Raw genomic sequence first — 21,810 nt, 5'->3', positions numbered from 1 at the left:
AAACAGGCGCGCACGCAGGGTGTGGGTCAGCGTGCGCTGGCACCGTGCAGGTAATTGTGCACCCGCGGGCGGGTGTTAAAGTCAAACGGCGGCTGACTCATTGCGCCTTCAGGTAGCGGTAGATGACCGCCAGATCCTCGTCACCGTGTCCGGCGTCTACCGCCTGCTGCCAGAGTTGCGCAATGTTCTCCAGCGTCGGTAAGGGCGTTTCAGCCGCATCCAGCGCCAGGCGGGCATCCTTCAGCGCCCAGATCAGATGCATCTGCGGCGTATAGTCGTCGCTGGCGATCATCCCAAGCTTCATCTTCGCATAGGGCGCGGCCAGCGGACCGCCCTCCAGCACCTGCCAGAGATCGTCGGTGGAAAAGCCGAAATCCTCCGCCAGCCGGGTGCTCTCCGCCAGGCTCTGCATCATGCCGATCAGCCAGCTGTTGATGACCAGCTTCATGCGGGTACTTTTGCCCGCCTCGCCCAGCCACTTTGTCCCTTTGCTGATGGCGGCAAACACTGCTTCTGCCGCCTCGGCACGGCTCTGATCGCCGCTGGCCAGCACCAGAATCTGTGCGTTTTCTGCGGGTGCTTTGGTGCCGGAAACCGGCGCGTCAATAAACAGCAGATCTGGTCGTTTCGCTGTGAAAAAGGCGATGAGCGCGTCGGTTTTTTCCACGCCGATGGTACCCATCTGGCACAGCGTCGCGCCCTGTTTAAACGCCGCTTTCGCCTGATGGAGCACCTGCTCTGTGGTGCCGCCATCGGAGAGCATGGCGATCACCACATCGGCTTCACGCACCGCCTCTTCCGGTGAATCAGCCAGCTGCAATCCGGCCTCCAGCAAATCCTCGCCGCGCGCGCGGGTGCGGTTCCAGCCGTGTACGCGAAAACCTTTTTTCAGCAGATTGGCGGCAAATGCGTGCCCCATTGCGCCTAATCCCAGAACCGCCACTTCAGGTTGTTTCATGCTGACTCCCATAAGTTTGTGTCTGCATCCGTCAACGCTGGATGCCTTATGACTGCAAAAGATGGATTCCAGCCTGGCGGTAAACAGAGAAAAAATCCAGCGTGAAACGGTGTACCCCGGCACCCCGAAGCCTTACCCTATGCGGCAATGGTTCTACCTGGTTCATTTACGCTTCTTTTTTCAGGCCTCTGATAATGAAAATACTCTCTCTGCGTCAGGCGACGCTGCTGATGTTGCCTGCCATTTTGCCGCTGCCGCTGCTGGCGGCAGACAATGACAATACCCTGGTCGTGACGGCCGCCCCGCCGGAAACGGGTCTTAACGAACTCGATACCCCCGCCGCCCTGAGTGTGGTCACTGGCGACGATATGCGTCAGGCGGCACCGCGCGTGAACCTGTCGGAAAACCTCAGCAGCGTGCCGGGTCTGCAGATCCAGAACCGCCAGAATTATGCCCAGGACCTGCAGCTGTCGATGCGCGGCTTTGGCTCCCGCTCAACCTACGGCGTGCGCGGCTTACGTATCTACGTGGATGGCATCCCGGCCACCATGCCGGACGGTCAGGCGCAGACCTCCAATATCGACATCGGCTCGATTGATCATGTCGAGGTACTGCGCGGCCCCTTTTCTGCGCTCTACGGCAATGCCTCGGGCGGCGTGATCAATGTGACCACCCGGCAGGGTCAGCAGCCGACCACGCTGGAAGCCAGCAGCTGGTACGGCAGTTACGGCAGCTGGCGCAACAGCGTTAAAGCCAGCGGCGCAACCGGTGACGGCACGCACGCCGGCGATGTGAATTACACCGTCTCCGCTTCCCGCTTTACCACCCACGGTTATCGCGATCACAGTTCTGCGCAGAAGAACCTCGGCAACGCCCGGCTCGGCGTGCGCATCGATGATGTCAGCACGCTAACGCTACTGTTTAACAGCGTGCACATCGACGCCCAGGATCCCGGCGGCTTAACCGAGGCACAGTGGCGTGACAATCCGCGCCAGGTGGTCAGCAACGTTACTCTCTACAACACCCGTAAAACGGTGGATCAGACCCAGGGCGGCCTGCGTTATCAGCGCCAGATGAGTGAAAACGATGACCTCAGCGTAATGCTCTATGCAGGAGTGCGCGAAACCACGCAGTTCCAGTCCATTCCCGCCGCCGTTCAGCGTAATCCGTCCCATCCAGGAGGCGTGATCGACCTGACCCGCCACTATCAGGGCGTCGATACCCGCTGGACCCATCGCGACACGCTGCTGTCGATGCCGGTGGCGGTGACCGGTGGCCTCGCCTACGAAACCATGACCGAGCGCCGCAAGGGCTATGAAAACTACACCGTCAGCAACGGCGTCACGCAGCTGGGCGAACAGGGCAATCTGCGCCGCAACGAGCGCAACCTGATGTGGACGCTCGATCCTTATGTGCAGACCAACTGGCAGCTCACCGATAAACTGTCGCTGGATGCAGGCGTGCGCTTCAGCACCGTCAACTTTGACTCCAATGACTTCTATATCCGGCCCGATAACGGCGACGACAGCGGCGAGGCGCGTTATCACAAATGGCTGCCCGCTGCCGCGCTGAAGTACGCTTTTGACCCGAGCTGGAACGCGTGGATCTCCGCCGGTCGCGGCTTTGAAACCCCGACCATTAATGAGCTCTCTTACCGCTCGGATGGCGCGAACGGCCTGAACCTGGGGCTGAAACCGGCCACCAGCGACACGCTGGAGATCGGCAGCAAAAAACGCATCGGCAATGGCCTGGTCAGCGCGGCGCTGTTCCAGACAGATACCCGCGATGAGATTGTGGCGGATGCCAGCAGCGGCGGACGGACTACCTATAAAAATGCCGGTCAGACCCGCCGACGCGGTCTGGAATTAAGTCTGGATCAGCAGTTTGGGTGGGACTGGCGGCTGAAAATGGCCTATACCCTGCTGGATGCGCGCTATCGCAGCAACGCCTGCGGCAGTGACAGCTGTGACGGCAACCGCATTCCGGGCATTGCCCGCCATATGGCTTATGCCGGACTCGGCTATCTGCCGGAACAGGGCTTTTATGCAGGCAGTGAAGTGCGTTATCTGAGCCAGATCGCCGCTGACGATCAGAACAACGTGAATACCCCGTCTTACACCGTGGCGGCGGTTAACAGCGGCTATAAGTGGCTGGTGGAAAACTGGACGCTGGATCTGTTTGGCCGGGTCGATAACCTGTTTGACCGGCACTACGTGGGTTCAGTAATTGTGAACGAAAGCAATGGTCGCTACTTCGAATCTGCGCCGGGCCGTAACTATAGCGTTGGCTTAACGCTGGGTTACGCCTTCCGCTAAAAACCATCCGGGCCACCCTTGCCGTGGCCCGGATCATACCGTCATACGCTTATCAGGCGCGGGATTTCAGCTGCGCCACAATATCTTCACAGCTGCCGGTTTCACCCAGGCGCGGGAAGATCAACGTCACACTGTTGTTGTGCGTATCCATATTGAGATCGGTCATCGCATCTGTTGCTAAGGTGACGTTGTAACCCAATTCATACGCCTGACGTGCCGTTGACTCCACGCCGATGCTGGTCGCGATACCGCAAATTACCACCTGAGTGATGCCGCGCTTTTGCAGTTCCTCATGCAGCGCCGTGTTATGAAACGCGCCCCAGGTTTTCTTGGTGATGGTGAGATCATTCTGCTGCGGCGTCATCGCCGGCACCAGCGTGGCCCAGTCGGCAGGCAGGTCGCCGCTGTGACGCGCCTGCTCGTTACGGCCAGGTGCCCCACCGGCCACGTTAACCAGCACCACCGGCAGGTCGTGCGCGCGAAATGCCTCAGCCAGACCGGCACAGCGTTCAATCACCGGCTGCGGCTCATGGACCAGCGGCAGCGCGACAATGCCGTGTTGCAGGTCGATAACAATCAGCGCAGTTTTTGCATCAAGTGTGGTTACAGCCATGTTGGATCCTCGGATTTAATAGTCAGTGAGTCGTTGCAGCAGAGGGAGAACGTCGGTCAGTTGCTGCTGCTCTGCCGGGCTGAGCCGCGCGTCCAGCGTCCGGACCAGCCAGTCATCGCGCATTGCGCGACTCGACGTAATCACCGCCAGGCTCGACGCGGTGGGCAGATAGCGTGTTTTACGGCCATCATGGGGATCGGGCTCGCCCGTTATCAGTTCTGCCGCCACTAATCCGGCGACGGTCGCCCCCATCGACTGGGTGCGTACGCCCTCGGCGGCGGCCAGTTGCGTCACCGTCATCGCCCCATCGCGCACCAGATGCCCCAGCACCGCCACCTGCGACCAGGTGAGTTCCCCAGGCGGTGCTGACTCGCGCAACCGGCGGCCCAGCTTGCCCACCAGCATGCGCAGCGTAGCAGCAGATTCAGTCAGATCGCGCATTTCCCGTCTCCATCGATAAGCGAAAGTATAAAGATACGAAGGTAAACTGTGTAGTTTGCTCCGGTATCAATTTGTAACGTCCGGGCGTTGCAGATAGTGAATCAGGCTGTGAAAGCGCAGCGGCGTGCTGAGCGGGTTGCGGTAGCTGTGCGGCACGTCGGCGCTGAACTGAAACGCCTCGCCTTTTAGCAGACGCCGCCAGCGATCGTTGACCCCCAGCAACAGTTCACCCTCAATAACCACCACCTGTTCCACGCAGCCCGCTTCATGTGGCGAGGAATGGCTCTGCGCGCCTGCGGCCAGCTCCACCGCCAGCAGATCAAATCGCAGTTGCGGATCGTAGGGCAGCACGGAGCGCACCGACATATCAGCATTGGGCTGACTGAATCCCGGTAGGGTGCCAGAAGGTAACGCGCTCCCGTCGATAAAAAAGGAAAAGGGAACGTTGAACCCGGTAGCAATCTTCCACAGCGTTGCCACCGTCGGACTGGATTCACCCCGCTCAATCTGCCCCAGCATCGCTTTACTGACGCCGGTTCGCTCCGCCGTCAGCGTGAGGCTCCAGCCATTGGCCTGGCGCAACTGTCTGAGCGCATCGCTCAGGTGTTGCTGAAAATCTGCCATTTTTTCTCCTGTGTTCTCGTCACCCTGGCTGGTGACGTTATGCCGACAGTGTAACACTTGTGCGTTATAGCGCACTATGCGAACATGTGCGCTATAACGCACACTTTATGATGAGCCTGACCATGACGAGAGCCGAACAGTCCCGTTTTACCCTGCCGATGCTGGTCTCCGGCTTTGTTGCTGTGCTGGTGGGCTACAGCAGCAGCGGCGCGATTATTTATCAGATGTTTCAGGCGGCGGGTGCCTCGCCGGCACAGATTGGTGGCTGGCTGTCAGTGCTGGGTCTTGCGCAGGGGATTGTCTCGCTGGGTCTTTCACTGCGCTACCGCATGCCCGTGCTGGCCGCCTGGTCCACGCCGGGTGCCGCGCTGCTGGCGACCAGCTTTCACGGCGTTACGCTGAATGAGGCGGTGGCCGTGTTTGTTTTCGCCAATCTGCTGATTGTGGTGTGCGGCGTCACTGGCCTGTTTGCCCGGCTGATGAACCATATTCCCGCCTCGCTGGCGGCGGCAATGCTGGCGGGCATTCTGCTGCGCTTTGGGTTGCAGACCTTTGCCGATTTGCAGAACAACGTTGTGCTGTGTGGCAGCATGTGTCTCGCCTGGCTGCTGGCCCGTCGCTGGCTGGCACGGTATGCCATTCTGGTGACGCTGATGGTGGGGATTGCCGTGGCACTGGCCCAGCACGCCATCCACTTTCCGCCACAGTCGATGATGCTGGCGCTGCCCGAGCCGGTAATGCCGCACTTTACCCTGACCACGCTGCTGGGGATCGGCGTGCCCTATTTTCTGGTGACCATGGCGTCGCAGAATGCCCCCGGCATCGCGACGTTACAGGCGCACGGTTACCGTCCGCCGGTCTCTTCTCTGATGAGCTGGACCGGTGTTACGGCGCTGCTGTTGTCGCCGTTTGGCGGCTTTTCGGTCTGCGTCGCGGCGATTACGGCGGCGATCTGCATGAGCGATGAAGTCGATGCAAATCCCCAGCAACGCTGGCGGGCAGCGGTGCTGGCCGGGGTGTTCTATCTGCTGGCGGGCGCGTCCGGTGCGCTGATCGCGGTGCTGTTCAGTGCCCTGCCCGCCGTGCTGATTGAGGCGCTGGCGGGTCTGGCTCTGCTGGCCACGCTGGCCGGCAGTCTGCATCGCGCACTCGATGTGCCTGCCGAACGCGACAGCGCCCTGATCACGTTTCTGATCACCGCATCAGGCGTCTCTTTACTGGGCATTGGCCCGGCCTTCTGGGGACTGATCGGTGGCGTTATCGCTCACCTGGTGCTGGTGCATAAAACCACCTGATTGCGTGATAGCTGCTGAAATATCGGTTTTTTTTCCGCCCGCCGCTGAAAAAAACACTGGATTTGCCTCCTTTTCTGCCGTTTGATTTGTCATTGCCCCGCGTAAAATCAACCTAATCGTCGATAACACGCGATTTTCTGCCTCAGACAACGACCGATAAGGGCCCAACAGGTGGCAAAAACTTTTCTGCGCAGCGGTAATTTAGATGCAGTTCTGGCATTAGGTGAAAATGGCCAGCCGGTCTACGCCTCGGCACTGCAAATTCGTGAAACCCTGCGCCTGCGCCGTCAGAGCGCACTGGCAGATTGCCTGGCCATTCCTCAGGCCAATGAACGAGGCGATCGCCTCGACTGGTATGCCCCTTTCAGCGGCCGGGTGAAATCCTGGCTGGGTGCCAGCGATCATGAACGTCGGGCGGCGCTGCAGCAACTCACCGCCTGCCAGCAGGATATGCAGGATCTCAGTACGCGCGCGCGCGCGGCAGAGAACCCGTCGATGCGGCTGTTTGGTGCGCTGCTGAGCAAAACCCTGCAATTCCCCGATCAGCAGTATGTTTATCTGGTTGATGGCAAACCGGTTATTACCTTCTGGGGCTTTGTCGATGCCCAGGCGCGCAGCCGCGACGATGCGCTGGCCTGCCTGCGCGACACGCTGGAGGAGAATCTGCCGGTGGCGCTGGTTGAACCGCTGCCTGAGCTACCTGCCGCACCGGTTGCCGTCGAGCCAGTCATCGTCGCTGAACCTGTACCTGAACCTGAAGATGAGCCGCTGCCGGTCGCGGCAGCCGTTGAGCCAGAGTCGGTTGCACCTGTGGCAGCTCGCCGCCGTTTCCGCGTCTGGTATCTGGTCCCGCCAGTGGCGATTGCTGCGGCCGTGACGGTGGCCGTGCTGCTGCATCGTCCTGAACCTGTCGCCACACCGGTGGCATCAACGAAGCCAGCCGCCCCCCCTGCGGCTGTTTCAGCGCCCGCTGCAGTTTCTACTCCGACACCTTTGGCGAATCAGACCCCGGCGGCGAACACACCTGTTGCTACACCGTCAGCGACGACACCTGCGGAGACAGCAACAGAGGAGAAACAACCCGAGTCACAGCCGCAAAAACCAGCCAGCGCTGGCACGACCGAAGCCGCACCTGCCGCTTCATCTGCTACCCTTGCCAGTGTGGTCACTCCGCCGGTTCCGGCTAAACCTGATGATTTGATTGTCACGCCGGACGCCGTGCGCGAAGGTCAGGTACAGGTGATTGATGGCCGCTGGCGTGTGACTATCGACCAGATGCCAACGCCGACCGGTAAGCCGCCGGTGATGCGCTTCCAGTTTAAAAATGGCAAAGGCACCGTGCAGGTTGCCCAGGGGAATACCACCTGTAAAGCGGATGTCAGCGCCGCCATGACCAGCGCCGGTAACATGGTGATTGAGAGCCGCTACACGGCGAAGTGCCAGAACAATTCGCGCTACCGTATGCCGCTGCTGGTCTGCCATGCGAGTATGGGTGCCGCCGTGTGTGAAGCACAGTATGCTGAAGACCGGGTCTTCCCGATGACGATTAAGCGTGAGAGTAAATAACGATGCTGGCTCCCCTGATCGATGACAAACAAAAAATTTCGCTGATTGAAAACAGCGGTGTGCAGTTTCTGGATTTTGGCCTGCAACTCTCAGCTACCCAGGCGCGTCGGCAGTTTGTGCGCCAGACCGCTAACGGCCCGCTGCTGCGCCTGAACGTCGATGGCAACAGCGGTAAATTCCTGCTCTACCCGGAAGATGGGGGTGCTGCTGAAGTCGTGCGCCCGGAGTCCGATATCGCCCTGGCAGACTCACTCACTCTTCTGGCCGCCTGCTGGCTGCCGCTGCCGATGCTGCGCTGCGCCAGCGGTCGTCGTTTCATCGGCGGCCCGGAAAACTGGGCGCGGATGCGTCTGGTGGCCCTGCCCGCGCCCGATGCGGCAGGCAATACCCATCGCGTCACCCTGGCCTTTGATACCCGCTGTGTCGCGGAACAGGATGGCGGCGAACAGCTCGGCCTTAGCACTGCCGATGCGCAGAACGGCGTGACCTTTGCGCTGGCCTGGCACAACTACGAGCTGGGTGATTTTCTTGACCTGACCTGGGTTGACGGCTGGCTGCGCGAATCTTTTACCGACCGCGTTTCCGATCGCCGTGAACAGGCGATTAATCAGGCCCTGCGCGAGTTTGAGTATCAGGCGCACTACCTCAATCTGCTGGAATTGCTGGGCGAGCAGCTCGACCTCAGCGAGATCTACATCCAGGCCGCCACGCTGCAGACTCCGGCGGTCAACGTCGATATCATTCTGGATGTCGGCAACTCCCATACCTGCGGCATTCTGGTGGAAGATCACCCGGAAGAGAGCAACGGCCTGAAGCAGACCTATGAGCTGCAGCTGCGCGATCTCTCCCAGCCGCATCAGGTTTACAATGAGCTGTTTGACAGCCGTCTGGAGTTTGCTGAGGCGCGTTTCGGTAAAGCGAACTTCTCGCTGGAGAGCGGTCGTGAGCAGGCCTTTATGTGGCCGTCACTGACGCGCGTCGGACGTGAAGCAAGCCGTCTGGCCCTGCAGCGTGTGGGTCTGGAAGGCAGCACCGGCCTCTCCAGTCCGCGTCGTTACCTGTGGGATGAAGCCCGCTATCAGCCAGGCTGGCGTTTTAACACGCCTGGCGATCAGGCTGAACCCCTGGCCTATGCTGCCCCCTTTACCGCTCTGCTGAACGACGAAGGCCAGCCGCTCTCTTCACTGGCACCCGACGATCGTCTGCCGGTCTTTTCACCGCACTACAGCCGCAGTTCGCTGATGACCTTTATGCTGTGTGAGCTGCTGGCACAGGCGCTGATGCAGATGAACAGTGCAGCACAGCGTCAGCGGATGCCGCAGAGCCACGCGCCGCGTCAGCTGCGCCATGTGATCCTGACGCTGCCGTCAGCGATGCCGAAGCCGGAGCGGGAAATTTTCCGCCGCCGGATGCAGGAAGCGCTGGCGCTGGTCTGGAAAGCCGAGGGCTGGCTGGCGGACGACGATGACCTGTCACCTTCTCTGCCGCGTCAGAACCCGAAACCGCTGCCGGATGTGCAGATGGAGTGGGATGAAGCGACCTGTGGTCAGATGGTCTGGCTGTTCAATGAAACCCAGGTCAACTTTGCCGGTCGCGCCGAAGACTTTTTCAGCAGCATGGTCCGTCCCGATCGTCCGCGTGAGGCCGACGAACTGCCAGGCAAAAGCCTGCGGATCGCCTCGATTGATATCGGCGGCGGCACCACCGACCTCGCCATCACCCAGTATCGTCTGGATGATGGTCAGGGCAACAACGTCAAAATCACGCCACGGCTGCTGTTCCGTGAAGGTTTCAAAGTGGCGGGCGACGACATCCTGCTGGATGTGATTCAGCTGTGGATTTTACCGGCGCTGCAACAGCATCTGCAGAAAGCGGGTCTGACCCTGGCAGAACCGCTGATGAACAAGCTGTTTGGTCACGACAGCCGCATGGACGGTCAGGCGACGCTGCGTCAGCAGGTCACCTTACAGCTGTTTATTCCGCTGGCGCAGGCGGTGCTTGAGCGTTACGAAAACTGGGATCCGCTGGAGAGCCATGCGGAGATAAATGCGCTGTTTGGTGAGCTGGTCGATCAGCCACCGGGCGAGGCGGTGCTGGCGTTTGTTAACGGCGAAATTCAGCGCGAACTGGGCGGTAACAGCCGCTTTGACCTGCTGCAGGTGCCGCTGGTGGTGAGCCTGTCGCAGCTGCACGGCGAATTTATGCAGCACCGCATGGCTATTATTCCGGCGCTGCGTTCCATGTGTGAAGTGGTGTCGCTCTATCAGTGTGACGTGCTGCTACTGACCGGACGCCCGTCGCGCTTTCCGGGTATTCAGGCGCTGGTACGCCATCTGCAGCCGCTGCCGGGCAGCCGTATTCTGTCGCTGGAGGGCTATCACACCAGCGACTGGTATCCGTTTAACAAACATGGCCGCATCGATAACCCGAAATCGACTGCGGCGGTCGGCGCGATGCTCTGCCTGCTGGCGCTGGATCTGCGCCTCAGCAGCTTCTGGTTCCGCGCGGGCGATTTTGAACCCTATTCGACCATCCGCTACCTTGGTATGCTCGATGAAAACCAGGCGCTGACAGACGAGAACCTCTGCTACAGCGAAATTGACCTCGACGATCCCGGCTATGCGCTGGATAAAAAAAGCAGTTTCCGTATTCGCGGCAACGTCTGTCTCGGTTTCCGTCAACTGGACAATGAACGCTGGCCCGCCTCGCCGCTCTACAGCCTGACGCTGAACGACGCTACGCTGGCGCGCAAAGTGGCCGGTGAAAGCGTGCTGCGCATTCGTCTGGCTGTCAAAGCCGGTCCCGACGCCGCCGGCCCGGAAAGTCTGGTGCTGAGCGATGCGCGCCTGGACGATGGTACCCGCGTGCCGCTGGAGCAGTTAAGTCTGAAGCTGAACACCCTGTCAGCAACCGGCAATGCCAATGCGCAATACTGGATTGACAGCGGGAGCGTGTGTAAACGATGAAAGCGTTAAAACCCCGTCAGCCACAAACGCTGGCAAAACGTCTTAGCCTGTTGCAGGACGCACTGAATAACAGTCTGAACTGGATTGAGACCACCCGTGAGCAGTCGCCGCGTCTGGCGCTGGAAGCCGAAACCCTGACGCTGCAACTGCGCCAGGCGCGCGTGCAGACTCAGGCGCTGGCGCAGCAGGTCGCGCGTCCGGTCACGCTGGCGCTGTTTGGCCAGTCACAGGCGGGTAAAGCCTGGCTGCTGAACGAAATGGTGGCCGATGCCCAGGGCCAGTTAGTGACCCGGATGGGCGATAAACAGCTGAGCTGGTTCCAGCATATCAATCCCGGCAACCTCGATTTTGCGACCGCCACCCGCTTCAGCCATCAGCGCGAGCCGCTGTCTGGCGAATGGCCGGTTGAACTGACGCTGCTGAGCGAAGCGGAACTGGTGCGGTTGATGGTCGCCTGTGCCAGAGCGTCCACGCCCGACACCACACAAATCGACAGCACCCTGCAGCGCCTGCAGCGTCATCGTCTCACCACGCCGCTGGCCGGTCTGGAAGGCGACGCGCTGGTGACGCTCTGGTCCTGGTGCCGCCGTCGCCCGCATCACGATGCGCGGCTGGATCGCCATTTCTGGCCGCAGGCCGTTGAGCTGGCACCCTGGCTCAGCGTTGACGACCGGGTGCAGCTCTTTTCACTGCTGTGGCCTGCTCAGCCTGACCTGAATGAGATGCTGCGTACCCTGCTGCACCTGCGTCATCAGCTGCGTAACAGCAGCCGGGTACTCGCGCCGCTGAGCCTGCTGACCAACGCATCACTGCTGCCCGCCGAGCAGCTGATTGTGCCAGGCAGTGAACAGGATCAGCAGCAGTCAGTGGAAGTCTGCCCGATGAACGGTAATCGCATCGGCAAGGCGCAGAACGTGCCGCTGGGATTACTGGCGCTGCTGACGCTGGAGGTACTGGTCCCGCTGAGCTCCACACCGCGAACCGCGCTTTATGATGATGCCGATATGCTGGAGCTGCCCGCGCCGGGTCAGCCCAGTGATGCGGCTACGCAGGAAGATCGTCAGCGCCTGCAGCAGCAGGATCCGCTGCGTGCACTGCTGCTGGAACAGAAACGCGCCCTGCTGCCCGGCTTCTATGCCGCGCGGCAGGCTATTGATCTGCTGCTGGTCTGCACCGCCGCCAGCCAGCGTCAGGATGCTGACCTTGCCAGCGAAACGCTGCGCGAATGGCAGCGTCACCAGCCTGCCCAGGACTCCGCAGAGAAACCGCGTCTGATTTGGGCGATTACCCCGTTCGATGCCCGTCATCAGCAGGTCAACGTCGATGAAGCCGTTCAGCGTCAGATGGGACAGCCGGGGCAACACTGGGGATCGATGCTGGCACTGGATCGCGCAGGCGTCGATCGCATGGCGAACTGGTTGCTGGAAGAGATGCAGCCGGAAGCCCGTCGCGACATGCTGCTGGCTCAGCTGGCGCAGATCCAGCACACCGTGGTGGAGCGACGTCTGTTGCCCTGGACCGAAGCGGGTGCCAGCCCGGAGCAGGCGGCACGCAAACAGAATATCGCCGACACGCTGCTGAAGTGTTTACAGCATCGCACCGGCCTGCATGGCGAGCTGCTGGAGCGCCTGCAGCCGCCGCGTGAAGCGCTGCGCCAGCTCTGGCTCAATCAGTCGGCCCAGCCAGGCAGTAAACCGGCCACGATTCAGGCACCGGAAAATCAGTTTGGTATCGGGTTTGAATTTGACCTGTTCAGCGAAAGTCCGGCGGAAGCGCCGGTTCAGTCGCGTCAGAGTCTGCAAAGCACTCAGCAGTATCCGCGTCAGGTGCTGCTGCTGTGGCTGGATCATCTGCGTCAGCTACCCGAGAATCGCAGCCTGCTGGCGTTGCTGAACGTCGACAAAGCGACGATGGAGTGGCTGGTAGAGGAGCTGATCACGGCCGGATTCCGCACCGATATCGCGCAGAAGCTGCAGCAGGCGCTGCATGAGCCGGATACCCAGAGCGTCAGCCATGAATCCCGCGCCGATCGTCAGGTGACGCGGGCGATGACGGTGCTGGGGGATTTTGTGGCCTGGCTCGGCTTTTTACAGCGGCCTGAATCGGAACGTCCGGCCAGCCGGGTTAACCGGGGGCAGGTGATTTTCTCCCGTCCTCCGGCACCCAGCGTCAGCTTCAGTGCCGGTCAGCGCCTGACCAAACTCTCTGCTGCGCCGGCCAACCACACCGCATACTATATCTACGACTGGCTGGTGGGGCTGAATCAGGTGATCATTGAGAACAATGGTTACACCGGCGGCGGCGATCTGCCGCTGGCGGCCCGCGAAGCGCTGATTGCGCTCCTTAAGCCCCTGCGCACTTAATCAATAATCAGGCGCAGTTCGCCCTCCAGCGACTGCGCCGCCTCTTCCAGCAGCGCCAGCACCGGCGCTAAATCCGCTTCATGCGCAGCATAGTGCTGCAGCCACATCGTGGCAGGCAGCGCCATCCCGCCCGTCAGCCAGTCCCACAATGCATCCAGATTATGTCCGAAGCTCTGCGGGCAGCCGCTCTGCTCAGCAAACTGCTGATAAAAGGCCGCACGCGTAGTGAGCTGACGCAGGTCAAAGGTCAGGTTAAGCATGATCAGGGCACCTGTCTGAAGCTGCGGTAGTGATCGGTGGAGAGGAATACCAGCCCGTCAGAGGAGTAAACCAGGCGGTCGGCGTCGCGGTGACCGCAGCGATAATTCACATCCGCTTCATACCACTGACGGCCCGCACGTGCTGGCAGACGCTTTTCACGGTTGGAAAAGCGATCGCCGCCGATAGCTCTGCCCGGCAGCACCTCGCACAGATTCCCTTTGGCCGGATTCCAGCCACGCTTACGCGCATCACTTTTAGTGAGGTAGTAGTCCGGTAATTGCTGATGCTGCAACACCCAGCGCGCCACGGTATGGGCGTCAGTCAGGGTGGCGATATCCGCCTCGGCAGGGGCTGAAACGGTGTTCAGATAAGGTTTAAGGCCGTAGAAACAGGCCGCGAGGACAAGGAAAAGTCCAATCCAGAGTTTTTTTGACATGATGGCATCCCAGACAACAGGACGCAGATGATACCAGTTTTGCGCGCGGAGAAAAGCGCGGGCCAGACAAGCTGGCCCTGGCGAGGTTATGCGGCGTGCGATTCCCCGCTGTGACGACGCCATGCACCCGGCGCGACACCATACTGACGTTTGAAGCTGCGGTTAAAGGACTGTTGGGAGTCGAACCCTAACGAGATCGCCACATTGAGAATCGGTTCATCGGTGCTGGTCAGACGATCGGCTGATTTCTTCAGCTTCTTAACCCGAATGTATTCACCCAGTGGGTAACCGGTATGTTCTTTGAACATACGCTGCAGGTGCCATTTGGAGTAACCCGCGCGTTCTGAAACCGTATCCAGGTCCAGGCGTGCTTCAATGTTGTTATCAATCCAGTCGATTAAATCGTGAATAAAGGCGTCACTCATCATTCCAGTCTCTCCCGTCGCTGTAGCGAAAAGTATTAGTATCAGTTGCAGTTACACTTAAGGGTGGCTGACTATGCCATTTAATGCAAGTTTTATTAGTACATTAAATGCCGCACTGTTTATAGGGTTTTAGCGCAACTGGTCAGGCTTTCATCGCTCTGCCCAAAACCGCACATAAAGTGTATCTGTTATTCTTGCAGTTGCCCGCGACGCAAGCCTACACTCCCTGCGATTAATTGCAATCTTAAAAGTTGCAAATATTGGCCTGCAGGTCGTCTTTTATATCTATCGCGGAATAACAACAATGATTACGAACCGGGTTCGTCAGGGTTTAACCCTCTTAGGGATGGTACTGCTCATCACGCAACTGAGCGGCTGCGATAAAGGTGTGGCGCAAAATGCCCCACCGCCACCGCCGGAGGTGAGTGCCGCGCCGGTGCTGATCAAGCCGGTCAGCCAGTGGGACAATTTCAATGGCCGGGTGGAAGCGGTGCAGAGCGTACAGCTGCGGCCACGCGTCTCGGGCTATATCGACGCCGTTAACTATCGCGAAGGCGATGAAGTCAGAAAAGGTCAGGTGCTGTTTACCATTGATGACCGGAGCTACCGCGCGGCGCTGGAGCAGGCTAAAGCGGAACTGGCGCGGGCGCGCAGTCAGGCCAGTCTGGCCCGCAGCGAATCGGGCCGCAGCGAGAAGCTGATTGGCACGCAGGCGATTTCGCGCGAGGCGTGGGAACAGCGTCGCTCTGCTGCCAGCCAGGCGCAGGCCGATGTGCTGGCTGCCGAAGCCGCGGTCGATATGGCGCAGCTGAACCTCGACTTCACCCGCGTTACCGCACCGATTGATGGTCGCGCCAGCCGGGCGATGATCACCGCGGGTAACCTGGTGACCGCTGGCGACAGCGCCAGTGTGCTGACCACGCTGGTGTCGCAGCAACAGATGTATGTCTACTTCGATGTCGATGAAAACACCTTCCTCAACTATCAGGCGATGGCGCGTCAGGGCCAGCAGCGCCATGCCCTTCCCGCTGAGATTGGGCTGGTCGGCGAACAGGGTTTTCCGCATCAGGGCAGGATCGACTTCATGGATAACCAGCTGACCGCCAGTACCGGCACCATTCGTATGCGCGCCCTGCTCGACAATCAGCAGCGTCAGTTCACGCCGGGGCTGTTTGCCCGTGTGCGTCTGCCTGGCAGCGCGCAGTTTGAGGCGGTGCTGATTGACGATAAAGCCGTCCTGACCGATCAGGATCGCAAATATGTCTACGTGGTGGATGGGGAAGGTAAAGCACAGCGGCGCGATATCCAACCCGGCGCGATGGTGGATGGCCTGCGTATCGTTAAATCGGGTCTGCAAGCCGGTGACAAAGTCATCATTGCCGGTCTGCAAAAAGTATTTATGCCCGGCATGCCGGTCACTGCTCAGCAGGTCGCCATGCGTGCGGCAGCCGCTCAATAATTCGAGGCCGCTATGGACTTTTCCCGCTTTTTTATCGACCGGCCTATTTTTGCTGCGGTGCTGTCGATTCTGATTTTTGTCACCGGCATGATTGCCATCCCGCTGCTGCCAATCAGTGAGTACCCCGACGTCGTGCCACCCAGCGTGCAGGTACGCGCCGAGTATCCAGGCGCTAACCCGAAAGTGATTGCGGATTCCGTGGCGACGCCACTGGAAGAGGCGATCAACGGCGTCGAAAACATGATGTACATGAAGTCAGTGGCCGGTTCGGATGGCGTGCTGGTGACGACCGTGACTTTCCGTCCGGGCACCGATCCCGATCAGGCACAGGTGCAGGTGCAGAACCGCGTGGCACAGGCGGAAGCCCGTTTGCCGGAAGATGTGCGTAGGTTGGGTGTTACCACCCAGAAGATGTCGCCGACGCTGACGCTGGTCGTGCACATGTTCTCACCCAACAATACCTATGATTCGCTCTACCTGCGTAACTACGCCACGCTCAAGGTGAAAGATGAGCTGGCGCGCCTGCCGGGTGTCGGTCAGATCCAGATTTTTGGCGCGGGCGAATATGCGATGCGCGTCTGGCTTGATCCCAACAAAGTCGCTGCGCGTGGCCTGACCGCCGCTGACGTGGTGACGGCGATGCAGGAGCAGAACGTCCAGGTCTCTGCCGGTCAGCTGGGCGCAGAGCCGCTGAAAAAGCAGAGTGACTTCCTGCTGTCGATCAACACCCAGGGGCGACTGGAGAGCGAGCAGCAGTTCGGCGATATCATCCTGAAAACGTCTGAAGATGGTTCGCTGGTGCGGCTGCGCGATGTAGCGCGGATTGAGATGGGATCGGGCAGTTACGCCCTGCGCTCCCAGCTCAATAATAAAGATGCGGTCGGAATCGGCATCTTCCAGGCTCCGGGTGCCAACGCCATCGATCTCTCTAATGCGGTGCGCGCCAAAATGGATGAGCTGGCAACCCGTTTCCCCAACGATGTGAAATGGGCTGCGCCTTACGATCCGACAGTGTTTGTCCGCGACTCGATTAAGGCCGTGGTTCAGACTTTGCTGGAAGCGGTGATCCTGGTGGTGCTGGTGGTGATTCTGTTCCTGCAGACCTGGCGCGCCTCGATCATTCCGCTGCTGGCGGTGCCGGTGTCGGTGGTGGGTACCTTTAGCGTGCTCTATCTGCTTGGCTTCTCACTGAACACCCTGAGCCTGTTTGGGCTGGTACTGGCAATTGGTATCGTGGTAGATGACGCCATTGTGGTCGTGGAGAACGTCGAACGTAACATTGAGATGGGGCTGTCTCCGCGCGCCGCCGCCCATCAGGCGATGCGCGAGGTCTCCGGGCCGATCATCGCCATTGCGCTGGTGCTGTGCGCCGTATTTGTGCCGATGGCGTTTCTTTCCGGCGTGACCGGGCAGTTCTACAAGCAGTTCGCCACCACTATCGCGATCTCTACGGTGATCTCGGCGATTAACTCGCTGACGCTTTCGCCTGCGCTGGCGGCGATGCTGCTGAAAGGACATGACGCGCCGAAAGATCGGTTGACGCGGATCATCGATGCCCTGTTCGGCTGGCTGTTCCGTCCGTTTAACCGCTTCTTCCAGCGCAGCGCGCACGGTTATGAATCGCTGGTAGGCCGCACGCTGCGTCGCCGTGGCGCGGTATTTGGCGTTTATATCCTGTTGCTGGCTGGTGCCGGTTTTATGTTCCACACCGTGCCGGGTGGCTTTATCCCAACCCAGGATAAGCTCTATCTGATTGGTGGCGTGAAGATGCCGGAAGGCTCCTCACTGGCCCGCACCGATGAAGTGATTCGTAAGATGAGCGAAATCGGTATGCAGACCGAAGGCGTCGCCTATGCGGTGGCCTTCCCCGGCCTGAATGCGCTGCAGTTCACCAATACCCCGAACAGCGGCACGGTGTTCTTCGGCCTGAAGCCGTTCAGTGAGCGCAGGCACACCGCGGCGGAGATCAACGCGGAGATCAATGCGAAGATCGCGCAAATCCAGCAGGGCTTTGGTTTCTCGATTATGCCGCCGCCGATTCTGGGACTGGGACAAGGCTCTGGCTATTCACTGTATGTGCAGGACCGTGCCGGCCTGGGCTATGGCGCGTTGCAAACGGCGATTAATACGCTGTCAGGCAGCATAATGCAGACGCCAGGGATGCACTTCCCTATCTCCTCCTATCAGGCCAACGTTCCACAGCTTGATGTGCAGGTTGACCGGGATAAAGCCAAAGCCCAGGGCGTGTCGCTGACCGCACTGTTCAGCACGCTGCAGACCTATCTTGGCTCGTCATACGTGAATGACTTTAACCGCTTTGGTCGCACCTGGCGGGTCATGGCGCAGGCAGATGGTGAGTTCCGCGACAGTGTCGAAGATATTGCTAACCTGCGTACCCGTAACGATCGCGGTGAGATGGTGCCGATTGGCAGCATGGTTAATATCACCACCACTTACGGTCCCGACCCGGTGATCCGCTATAACGGTTATCCGGCGGCGGATTTGATTGGCGATGCCGACCCGCGCGTGCTCTCTTCGGCGCAGGCGATGAGTCAGCTGGAAGCAATGTCCGGTCAGCTGTTGCCTAACGGTATGAACATCGAGTGGACCGACCTGAGCTATCAGCAGTCAACCCAGGGCAATACCGCGCTGATTGTCTTCCCGATGGCCGTCCTGCTGGCGTTTCTGGTGCTGGCGGCGCTGTATGAGAGCTGGACGCTGCCGCTGGCGGTGATCCTGATTGTGCCGATGACGATGCTTTCTGCGCTGTTTGGCGTCTGGCTGACCGGCGGTGATAACAACGTCTTCGTACAGGTCGGACTGGTGGTGCTGATGGGGCTGGCCTGTAAGAACGCGATTCTTATCGTGGAATTTGCGCGTGAGCTGGAGATTCAGGGCAAAGGGATTATCGAAGCGGCGCTGGAAGCGTGTCGCCTGCGTCTGCGTCCGATTGTGATGACCTCCATCGCCTTTATCGCCGGTACCATACCGCTGATTCTGGGTGAAGGCGCAGGTGCAGAAGTACGCGGCGTGACCGGGATTACCGTCTTCTCCGGCATGCTCGGCGTGACGCTGTTCGGCCTTTTCCTGACGCCGGTGTTCTACGTCGCCCTGCGCAAGCTGGTGACGCGCCGGTCAGGAGATGCCGAAACCGTGACGGCGTAAACCGTAAACGTTAACAGGGGCGATCGGATGATCGCCCCTTTTTTTGTCTGAGATTGGCAGCATGTTGATTAACGCTGCCTTAATTTTTCATTCAGCGTTTCAATGATAAACGCATTCAGCGAGGTTTCATTTTGGGCCGCAGCCTGCGACAGCCGCACGCCCAGCGATTCAGGGTAGCGCAGCGTGAAGGTCTTAATTTTTTCCTGCTCCGCATAGGGATTAATGCCGGAGGCAGCGCAATCTTCCAGGTATTCACGCAGCGAAATTTCCCCTTCTTTATGCAAACCTTGCACGCTGTCAGAGACAAAATCACAATAGCCAGACAGGCCAGTAAAGCGTCCACGGAACATATTGATTTCGGGAGCATAGGTGATAACTGCGGGTTGCCCGGCGACGGTGATTGATGAATTTGAACGATTATTCATAGGGATCGACTCCAATACTTTCCAGCCATTCACGCAGATTAACAACAGCCCCTTTATCAGTATCTGGCGAAGGATGTGGGCGATGAAACCGCGCAATTTTTCCTCTGAGAAGAAAACGCACCCGTGAACCGCTACCCTCTTTAATCTCTCCGCCCAGTGCCCTGATAAGTGACTCAACAGCCTGCCATTTTAAGCCGGACGGCGGCGGCGTTTGAAATATCTGCTCCAGCGTTTCACGCTGTTTTTCCTTAAGTTCCTGACGGCGTCGTTCATCCTGATCTCCGCGACTTCATACAGTGAAGTCATTTTATTCTGCTGAAGTAAGAGGTCAAGTGGGGATTAATGGAGACAGGTGTCTGAAAGGCAGGTTGGGTGAAAAAAGGGTCAGAAATGTGCATTTGACACGCATAAAAAAAGCCGCTCATCAGCGGCTTTTTTTGCAGAGTTCTTCACTCTCTTCGGGTTCAGGTTCCGGTACGGCGGTGCAGTTACTGGTATCGCGTTTCTTCAGCTCGTTGAGCGCATCTGCCACGGTGCGTTTTGCCAGCACATCCAGCGACGCCTGCTCGGCTTCATCGGCTATCGATTTGAAGTACCAGCAGAGGTTGGCACTGACCAGACAGCGAGGCGCGACATCAGGACGCGCGGCCCAGATCTTTTTGTCTTCGATGACGGAGACATAGATATCCTTGAGGGTAATCTCCGCAGCAGGACGGCCGAGATGAATCGAACCGGTACGGCCCAGCGTTGAGACGATAATGCCGTCACGGGTCAGCGGGACCATTAATTTTCGAATGAAACTGGGATTCGCTTCCAGCCCGTAGGCCAGAATCGCGCTGGTAGAGCGTTTACCCATTTGCTCCGCCATCGCTACGCTCAGAACCATTTGCAAAGCTGTCGGGAAGCGGTAATCAAGCATTTCTTTATCCTGAGTTGCGGTGCATCTTATTGTTTTATTGCCGCATAAGTGAACAATCAATGAGCAATAAATATAACAAACACTGTTGCTTTTTTGAAGCAAGCCGGCAATGACAAGGCACGTATTCACCAAAGGCGTAGGCCTGATAGCACAAGGTGCTTACCCTGCTCCTCATCCTTATCCTGCTGGACACGGTGAGCCGTTCGGTCATGCGGTGGTGACCGCTGCCGCCGGTAATCGCTGCTTTAGCGCCATAACCAGCACCACGTTAAAGATTGCTAAAGCGCAAAGCAACCATAGCGTCGCCGATGCTCCCATCTTTTCAAACACATATCCACCCATCAGCGGCGTCAGTGCCTGTCCCATTAGCGCCGGGCGGGCCATTTTACCCACCACAATTGCGTATGACTCTGGTTTGACCATCGCCAGCGGTAAAGTTCCGCGCACGATGGCGCGTAAGCCATTACCTGCGCCATACAGGACCATGCTCAGCAGCGCCATCTGCGGAAACAGTGCCAGCAATAGCAGGCCCAGCGCCACCAGCCCGACAGAAAAAAAGGTCGTGCGGATCGGATGACTGCGTTTGAATACAATATCGACGATGCGCGAGCCTACCTGACACGGGCCGAGCACAGCGCTGATCGCCAGCGCCGACGTCAGCGTATGGCCACTCGCCTGCAACAGGGCGATAAGCTGCACGGAAATCGCCGTCATGATCACCGACGCGAGGGTAAAAATGGCGCACAGCAGCCAGAACAGCGCAGGTTCAATCTCCGGCGTAGCAGACTGTCTAACCACCCTTTTCGCAGGCGGCTTAGCATGGCTCGCCGGTAAAGCAAACAGATAGGCAGGCAGCACGCAGACCACCATCATTGCCGCAATAATCAGTGACGCATCCCGCCAGCCGAATCCATGAATCAGCAACGCTGTGCCGGGCCAGACCAGCGTGGTACAGAAGCCTGAAATCAGCGTAATACCGGTGATCGCTGAACGCGCCTGACCGCCATAGCAGGTGCCGAGTGTAGCGAACAGAGCATCATAAAGGCCCATCGCCATACCGATGCCGATAATCACCCAGGCAAACAGAAACAGCGGCAGCGAGTCGCTGACCGCCATCATCACCAGCCCCACCGCCATTACCAGACCGCTCAGCGCCAGCAGCAGACGACCACAGGTACGGGCGATAAGCCTGCCAGCCAGCGGTGACAGCAGGCCTGACACCAGTATCCCCGTCGAGAGCGCGCCGTAGATCCACTGCTGCGACCAGCCCGTCTCAGCTGCAATCGGGTTCGCCATCACCGCCATCAGGTAGAACGACCCTCCCCAGGAGAGGATCTGCACCAGGCCCAGAGTAAAAATGGCGGCGATACCGGGTTTATTGTTCTGACTCACAGGCGATCTCTTCATTAGCAGGCGAACCTTTTTATAACATGTTCTGCCAGAAGCCAGAATGCGTGACGCTCATTTCACTGGACCGCCCGGCAGGCCGCACGATTTTTATTGTGACAATAATAGTATGTTGTAACTATAAAGAGCTTGCATCCCTGGCAGGCTTCTGCCACATTGTGGACGTTGTAAC

At 59.1% G+C, this 21,810-nt stretch carries 18 protein-coding genes; 7 read left to right on the top strand and 11 right to left on the bottom strand.

Annotation, left to right across the window (positions count from 1 at the left end; all coding sequences use genetic code 11):
* Positions 1-97: 97 nt before the first annotated feature.
* On the bottom strand, positions 98-970 hold the full coding sequence (locus F3I44_RS06895) for an NAD(P)-dependent oxidoreductase (RefSeq protein WP_150010013.1): 873 nt from the start codon (positions 968-970) through the stop codon (positions 98-100).
* 182 nt (positions 971-1,152) lie between these two features.
* On the opposite strand from F3I44_RS06895, the gene pqqU reads away from it, so the two are divergent.
* Positions 1,153-3,273: a TonB-dependent receptor PqqU gene (gene pqqU, locus F3I44_RS06890; RefSeq protein ID WP_190286016.1), complete on the top strand. Its 2,121-nt coding sequence runs from the start codon at positions 1,153-1,155 to the stop codon at positions 3,271-3,273.
* Positions 3,274-3,325: 52 nt separating this feature from the next.
* On the opposite strand, the gene F3I44_RS06885 is transcribed toward pqqU, so the two are convergent.
* From F3I44_RS06885 to F3I44_RS06875, 3 genes are all read right to left on the bottom strand, one after another.
* Positions 3,326-3,886 carry an isochorismatase family protein gene (locus tag F3I44_RS06885; protein WP_150010011.1) on the bottom strand — a complete coding sequence of 187 codons (561 nt, stop codon included), beginning with the start codon at positions 3,884-3,886 and terminating at the stop codon, positions 3,326-3,328.
* Between the two features lie 15 nt (positions 3,887-3,901).
* On the bottom strand, positions 3,902-4,327 hold the full coding sequence (locus F3I44_RS06880) for a MarR family winged helix-turn-helix transcriptional regulator (RefSeq protein WP_150010009.1): 426 nt from the start codon (positions 4,325-4,327) through the stop codon (positions 3,902-3,904).
* 66 nt (positions 4,328-4,393) lie between these two features.
* Positions 4,394-4,951, bottom strand: coding sequence for a helix-turn-helix domain-containing protein (locus tag F3I44_RS06875; protein ID WP_150010007.1), 558 nt, complete (start codon positions 4,949-4,951; stop codon positions 4,394-4,396).
* 122 nt (positions 4,952-5,073) lie between these two features.
* Here F3I44_RS06875 and F3I44_RS06870 point away from each other — a divergent pair, with 122 nt between their 5' ends.
* The 4 genes from F3I44_RS06870 (at position 5,074) to F3I44_RS06855 (ending at position 13,141) form a co-directional block, all read left to right on the top strand.
* Positions 5,074-6,246, top strand: a complete 1,173-nt coding sequence (locus tag F3I44_RS06870; protein WP_150019365.1) for a benzoate/H(+) symporter BenE family transporter — start codon at positions 5,074-5,076, stop codon at positions 6,244-6,246.
* 171 nt (positions 6,247-6,417) lie between these two features.
* On the top strand, positions 6,418-7,812 hold the full coding sequence (locus tag F3I44_RS06865) for an SrfA family protein (RefSeq protein ID WP_150010002.1): 1,395 nt from the start codon (positions 6,418-6,420) through the stop codon (positions 7,810-7,812).
* Between the two features lie 2 nt (positions 7,813-7,814).
* Complete coding sequence (locus F3I44_RS06860) at positions 7,815-10,778, top strand: virulence factor SrfB (RefSeq protein ID WP_150010000.1); 2,964 nt, start codon at positions 7,815-7,817, stop codon at positions 10,776-10,778.
* Entirely contained in the window at positions 10,775-13,141 is a 2,367-nt protein-coding gene (locus F3I44_RS06855) for a virulence factor SrfC family protein (protein ID WP_150009998.1), read from the top strand. The genes F3I44_RS06860 and F3I44_RS06855 overlap by 4 nt, the downstream gene beginning before the upstream one ends.
* Here F3I44_RS06855 and F3I44_RS06850 read toward each other — a convergent pair.
* The 3 genes from F3I44_RS06850 to F3I44_RS06840 form a co-directional block, all read right to left on the bottom strand.
* A complete protein-coding gene (locus F3I44_RS06850; RefSeq protein WP_150009996.1) occupies positions 13,138-13,401 on the bottom strand; it encodes a barstar family protein in 264 nt (87 codons plus the stop codon). The genes F3I44_RS06855 and F3I44_RS06850 overlap by 4 nt on opposite strands.
* Before the next feature lie 2 nt (positions 13,402-13,403).
* Positions 13,404-13,838: a ribonuclease domain-containing protein gene (locus tag F3I44_RS06845; RefSeq protein WP_150009994.1), complete on the bottom strand. Its 435-nt coding sequence runs from the start codon at positions 13,836-13,838 to the stop codon at positions 13,404-13,406.
* A gap of 86 nt (positions 13,839-13,924) precedes the next feature.
* Positions 13,925-14,266, bottom strand: coding sequence for a helix-turn-helix domain-containing protein (locus F3I44_RS06840; RefSeq protein WP_013357796.1), 342 nt, complete (start codon positions 14,264-14,266; stop codon positions 13,925-13,927).
* A gap of 301 nt (positions 14,267-14,567) precedes the next feature.
* Here F3I44_RS06840 and F3I44_RS06835 point away from each other — a divergent pair, with 301 nt between their 5' ends.
* Together F3I44_RS06835 and oqxB are read left to right on the top strand one after the other, a co-directional pair.
* On the top strand, positions 14,568-15,722 hold the full coding sequence (locus F3I44_RS06835; protein ID WP_033732608.1) for an efflux RND transporter periplasmic adaptor subunit: 1,155 nt from the start codon (positions 14,568-14,570) through the stop codon (positions 15,720-15,722).
* A 12-nt stretch (positions 15,723-15,734) separates the two neighbouring features.
* Positions 15,735-18,887: a multidrug efflux RND transporter permease subunit OqxB gene (gene oqxB / locus F3I44_RS06830; RefSeq protein WP_150009992.1), complete on the top strand. Its 3,153-nt coding sequence runs from the start codon at positions 15,735-15,737 to the stop codon at positions 18,885-18,887.
* 68 nt (positions 18,888-18,955) lie between these two features.
* Here oqxB and F3I44_RS06825 read toward each other — a convergent pair whose 3' ends face one another.
* From F3I44_RS06825 to F3I44_RS06810, 4 genes are all read right to left on the bottom strand, one after another.
* A complete protein-coding gene (locus F3I44_RS06825) occupies positions 18,956-19,312 on the bottom strand; it encodes a type II toxin-antitoxin system HicB family antitoxin (RefSeq protein WP_150010324.1) in 357 nt (118 codons plus the stop codon).
* The gene (locus tag F3I44_RS06820; RefSeq protein WP_150010322.1) at positions 19,305-19,541 is read right to left on the bottom strand and encodes a type II toxin-antitoxin system HicA family toxin; all 237 of its coding nucleotides are present in this window, start codon (positions 19,539-19,541) and stop codon (positions 19,305-19,307) included. The genes F3I44_RS06825 and F3I44_RS06820 overlap by 8 nt, the downstream gene beginning before the upstream one ends.
* A 195-nt stretch (positions 19,542-19,736) precedes the next feature.
* On the bottom strand, positions 19,737-20,231 hold the full coding sequence (locus tag F3I44_RS06815; protein WP_150009990.1) for an Rrf2 family transcriptional regulator: 495 nt from the start codon (positions 20,229-20,231) through the stop codon (positions 19,737-19,739).
* 207 nt (positions 20,232-20,438) lie between these two features.
* Positions 20,439-21,638, bottom strand: a complete 1,200-nt coding sequence (locus tag F3I44_RS06810; RefSeq protein ID WP_190285915.1) for an MFS transporter — start codon at positions 21,636-21,638, stop codon at positions 20,439-20,441.
* Positions 21,639-21,810: the final 172 nt, after the last annotated feature.

Source organism: Pantoea sp. F_5, from assembly GCF_008631595.1.
In the GTDB taxonomy this organism is placed as follows: Bacteria; Pseudomonadota; Gammaproteobacteria; order Enterobacterales; family Enterobacteriaceae; genus Pantoea; species Pantoea gossypiicola.
This window is presented reverse-complemented; position numbering and strand designations above follow the sequence as displayed.

What these genes read in the sequence shown, in the direction of transcription:
- F3I44_RS06895 (WP_150010013.1), bottom strand. Translation starts at nt 970, where the DNA reads ATGGGAGTCAGCATGAAACAACCTGAAGTGGCGGTTCTGGGATTAGGC.
- pqqU (WP_190286016.1), top strand. Translation starts at nt 1,153, where the DNA reads ATGAAAATACTCTCTCTGCGTCAGGCGACGCTGCTGATGTTGCCTGCC.
- F3I44_RS06885 (WP_150010011.1), bottom strand. Translation starts at nt 3,886, where the DNA reads ATGGCTGTAACCACACTTGATGCAAAAACTGCGCTGATTGTTATCGAC.
- F3I44_RS06880 (WP_150010009.1), bottom strand. Translation starts at nt 4,327, where the DNA reads ATGCGCGATCTGACTGAATCTGCTGCTACGCTGCGCATGCTGGTGGGC.
- F3I44_RS06875 (WP_150010007.1), bottom strand. Translation starts at nt 4,951, where the DNA reads ATGGCAGATTTTCAGCAACACCTGAGCGATGCGCTCAGACAGTTGCGC.
- F3I44_RS06870 (WP_150019365.1), top strand. Translation starts at nt 5,074, where the DNA reads ATGACGAGAGCCGAACAGTCCCGTTTTACCCTGCCGATGCTGGTCTCC.
- F3I44_RS06860 (WP_150010000.1), top strand. Translation starts at nt 7,815, where the DNA reads ATGCTGGCTCCCCTGATCGATGACAAACAAAAAATTTCGCTGATTGAA.
- F3I44_RS06855 (WP_150009998.1), top strand. Translation starts at nt 10,775, where the DNA reads ATGAAAGCGTTAAAACCCCGTCAGCCACAAACGCTGGCAAAACGTCTT.
- F3I44_RS06850 (WP_150009996.1), bottom strand. Translation starts at nt 13,401, where the DNA reads ATGCTTAACCTGACCTTTGACCTGCGTCAGCTCACTACGCGTGCGGCC.
- F3I44_RS06845 (WP_150009994.1), bottom strand. Translation starts at nt 13,838, where the DNA reads ATGTCAAAAAAACTCTGGATTGGACTTTTCCTTGTCCTCGCGGCCTGT.
- F3I44_RS06840 (WP_013357796.1), bottom strand. Translation starts at nt 14,266, where the DNA reads ATGATGAGTGACGCCTTTATTCACGATTTAATCGACTGGATTGATAAC.
- F3I44_RS06835 (WP_033732608.1), top strand. Translation starts at nt 14,568, where the DNA reads ATGATTACGAACCGGGTTCGTCAGGGTTTAACCCTCTTAGGGATGGTA.
- oqxB (WP_150009992.1), top strand. Translation starts at nt 15,735, where the DNA reads ATGGACTTTTCCCGCTTTTTTATCGACCGGCCTATTTTTGCTGCGGTG.
- F3I44_RS06825 (WP_150010324.1), bottom strand. Translation starts at nt 19,312, where the DNA reads ATGAATAATCGTTCAAATTCATCAATCACCGTCGCCGGGCAACCCGCA.
- F3I44_RS06815 (WP_150009990.1), bottom strand. Translation starts at nt 20,231, where the DNA reads ATGCTTGATTACCGCTTCCCGACAGCTTTGCAAATGGTTCTGAGCGTA.
- F3I44_RS06810 (WP_190285915.1), bottom strand. Translation starts at nt 21,638, where the DNA reads ATGAAGAGATCGCCTGTGAGTCAGAACAATAAACCCGGTATCGCCGCC.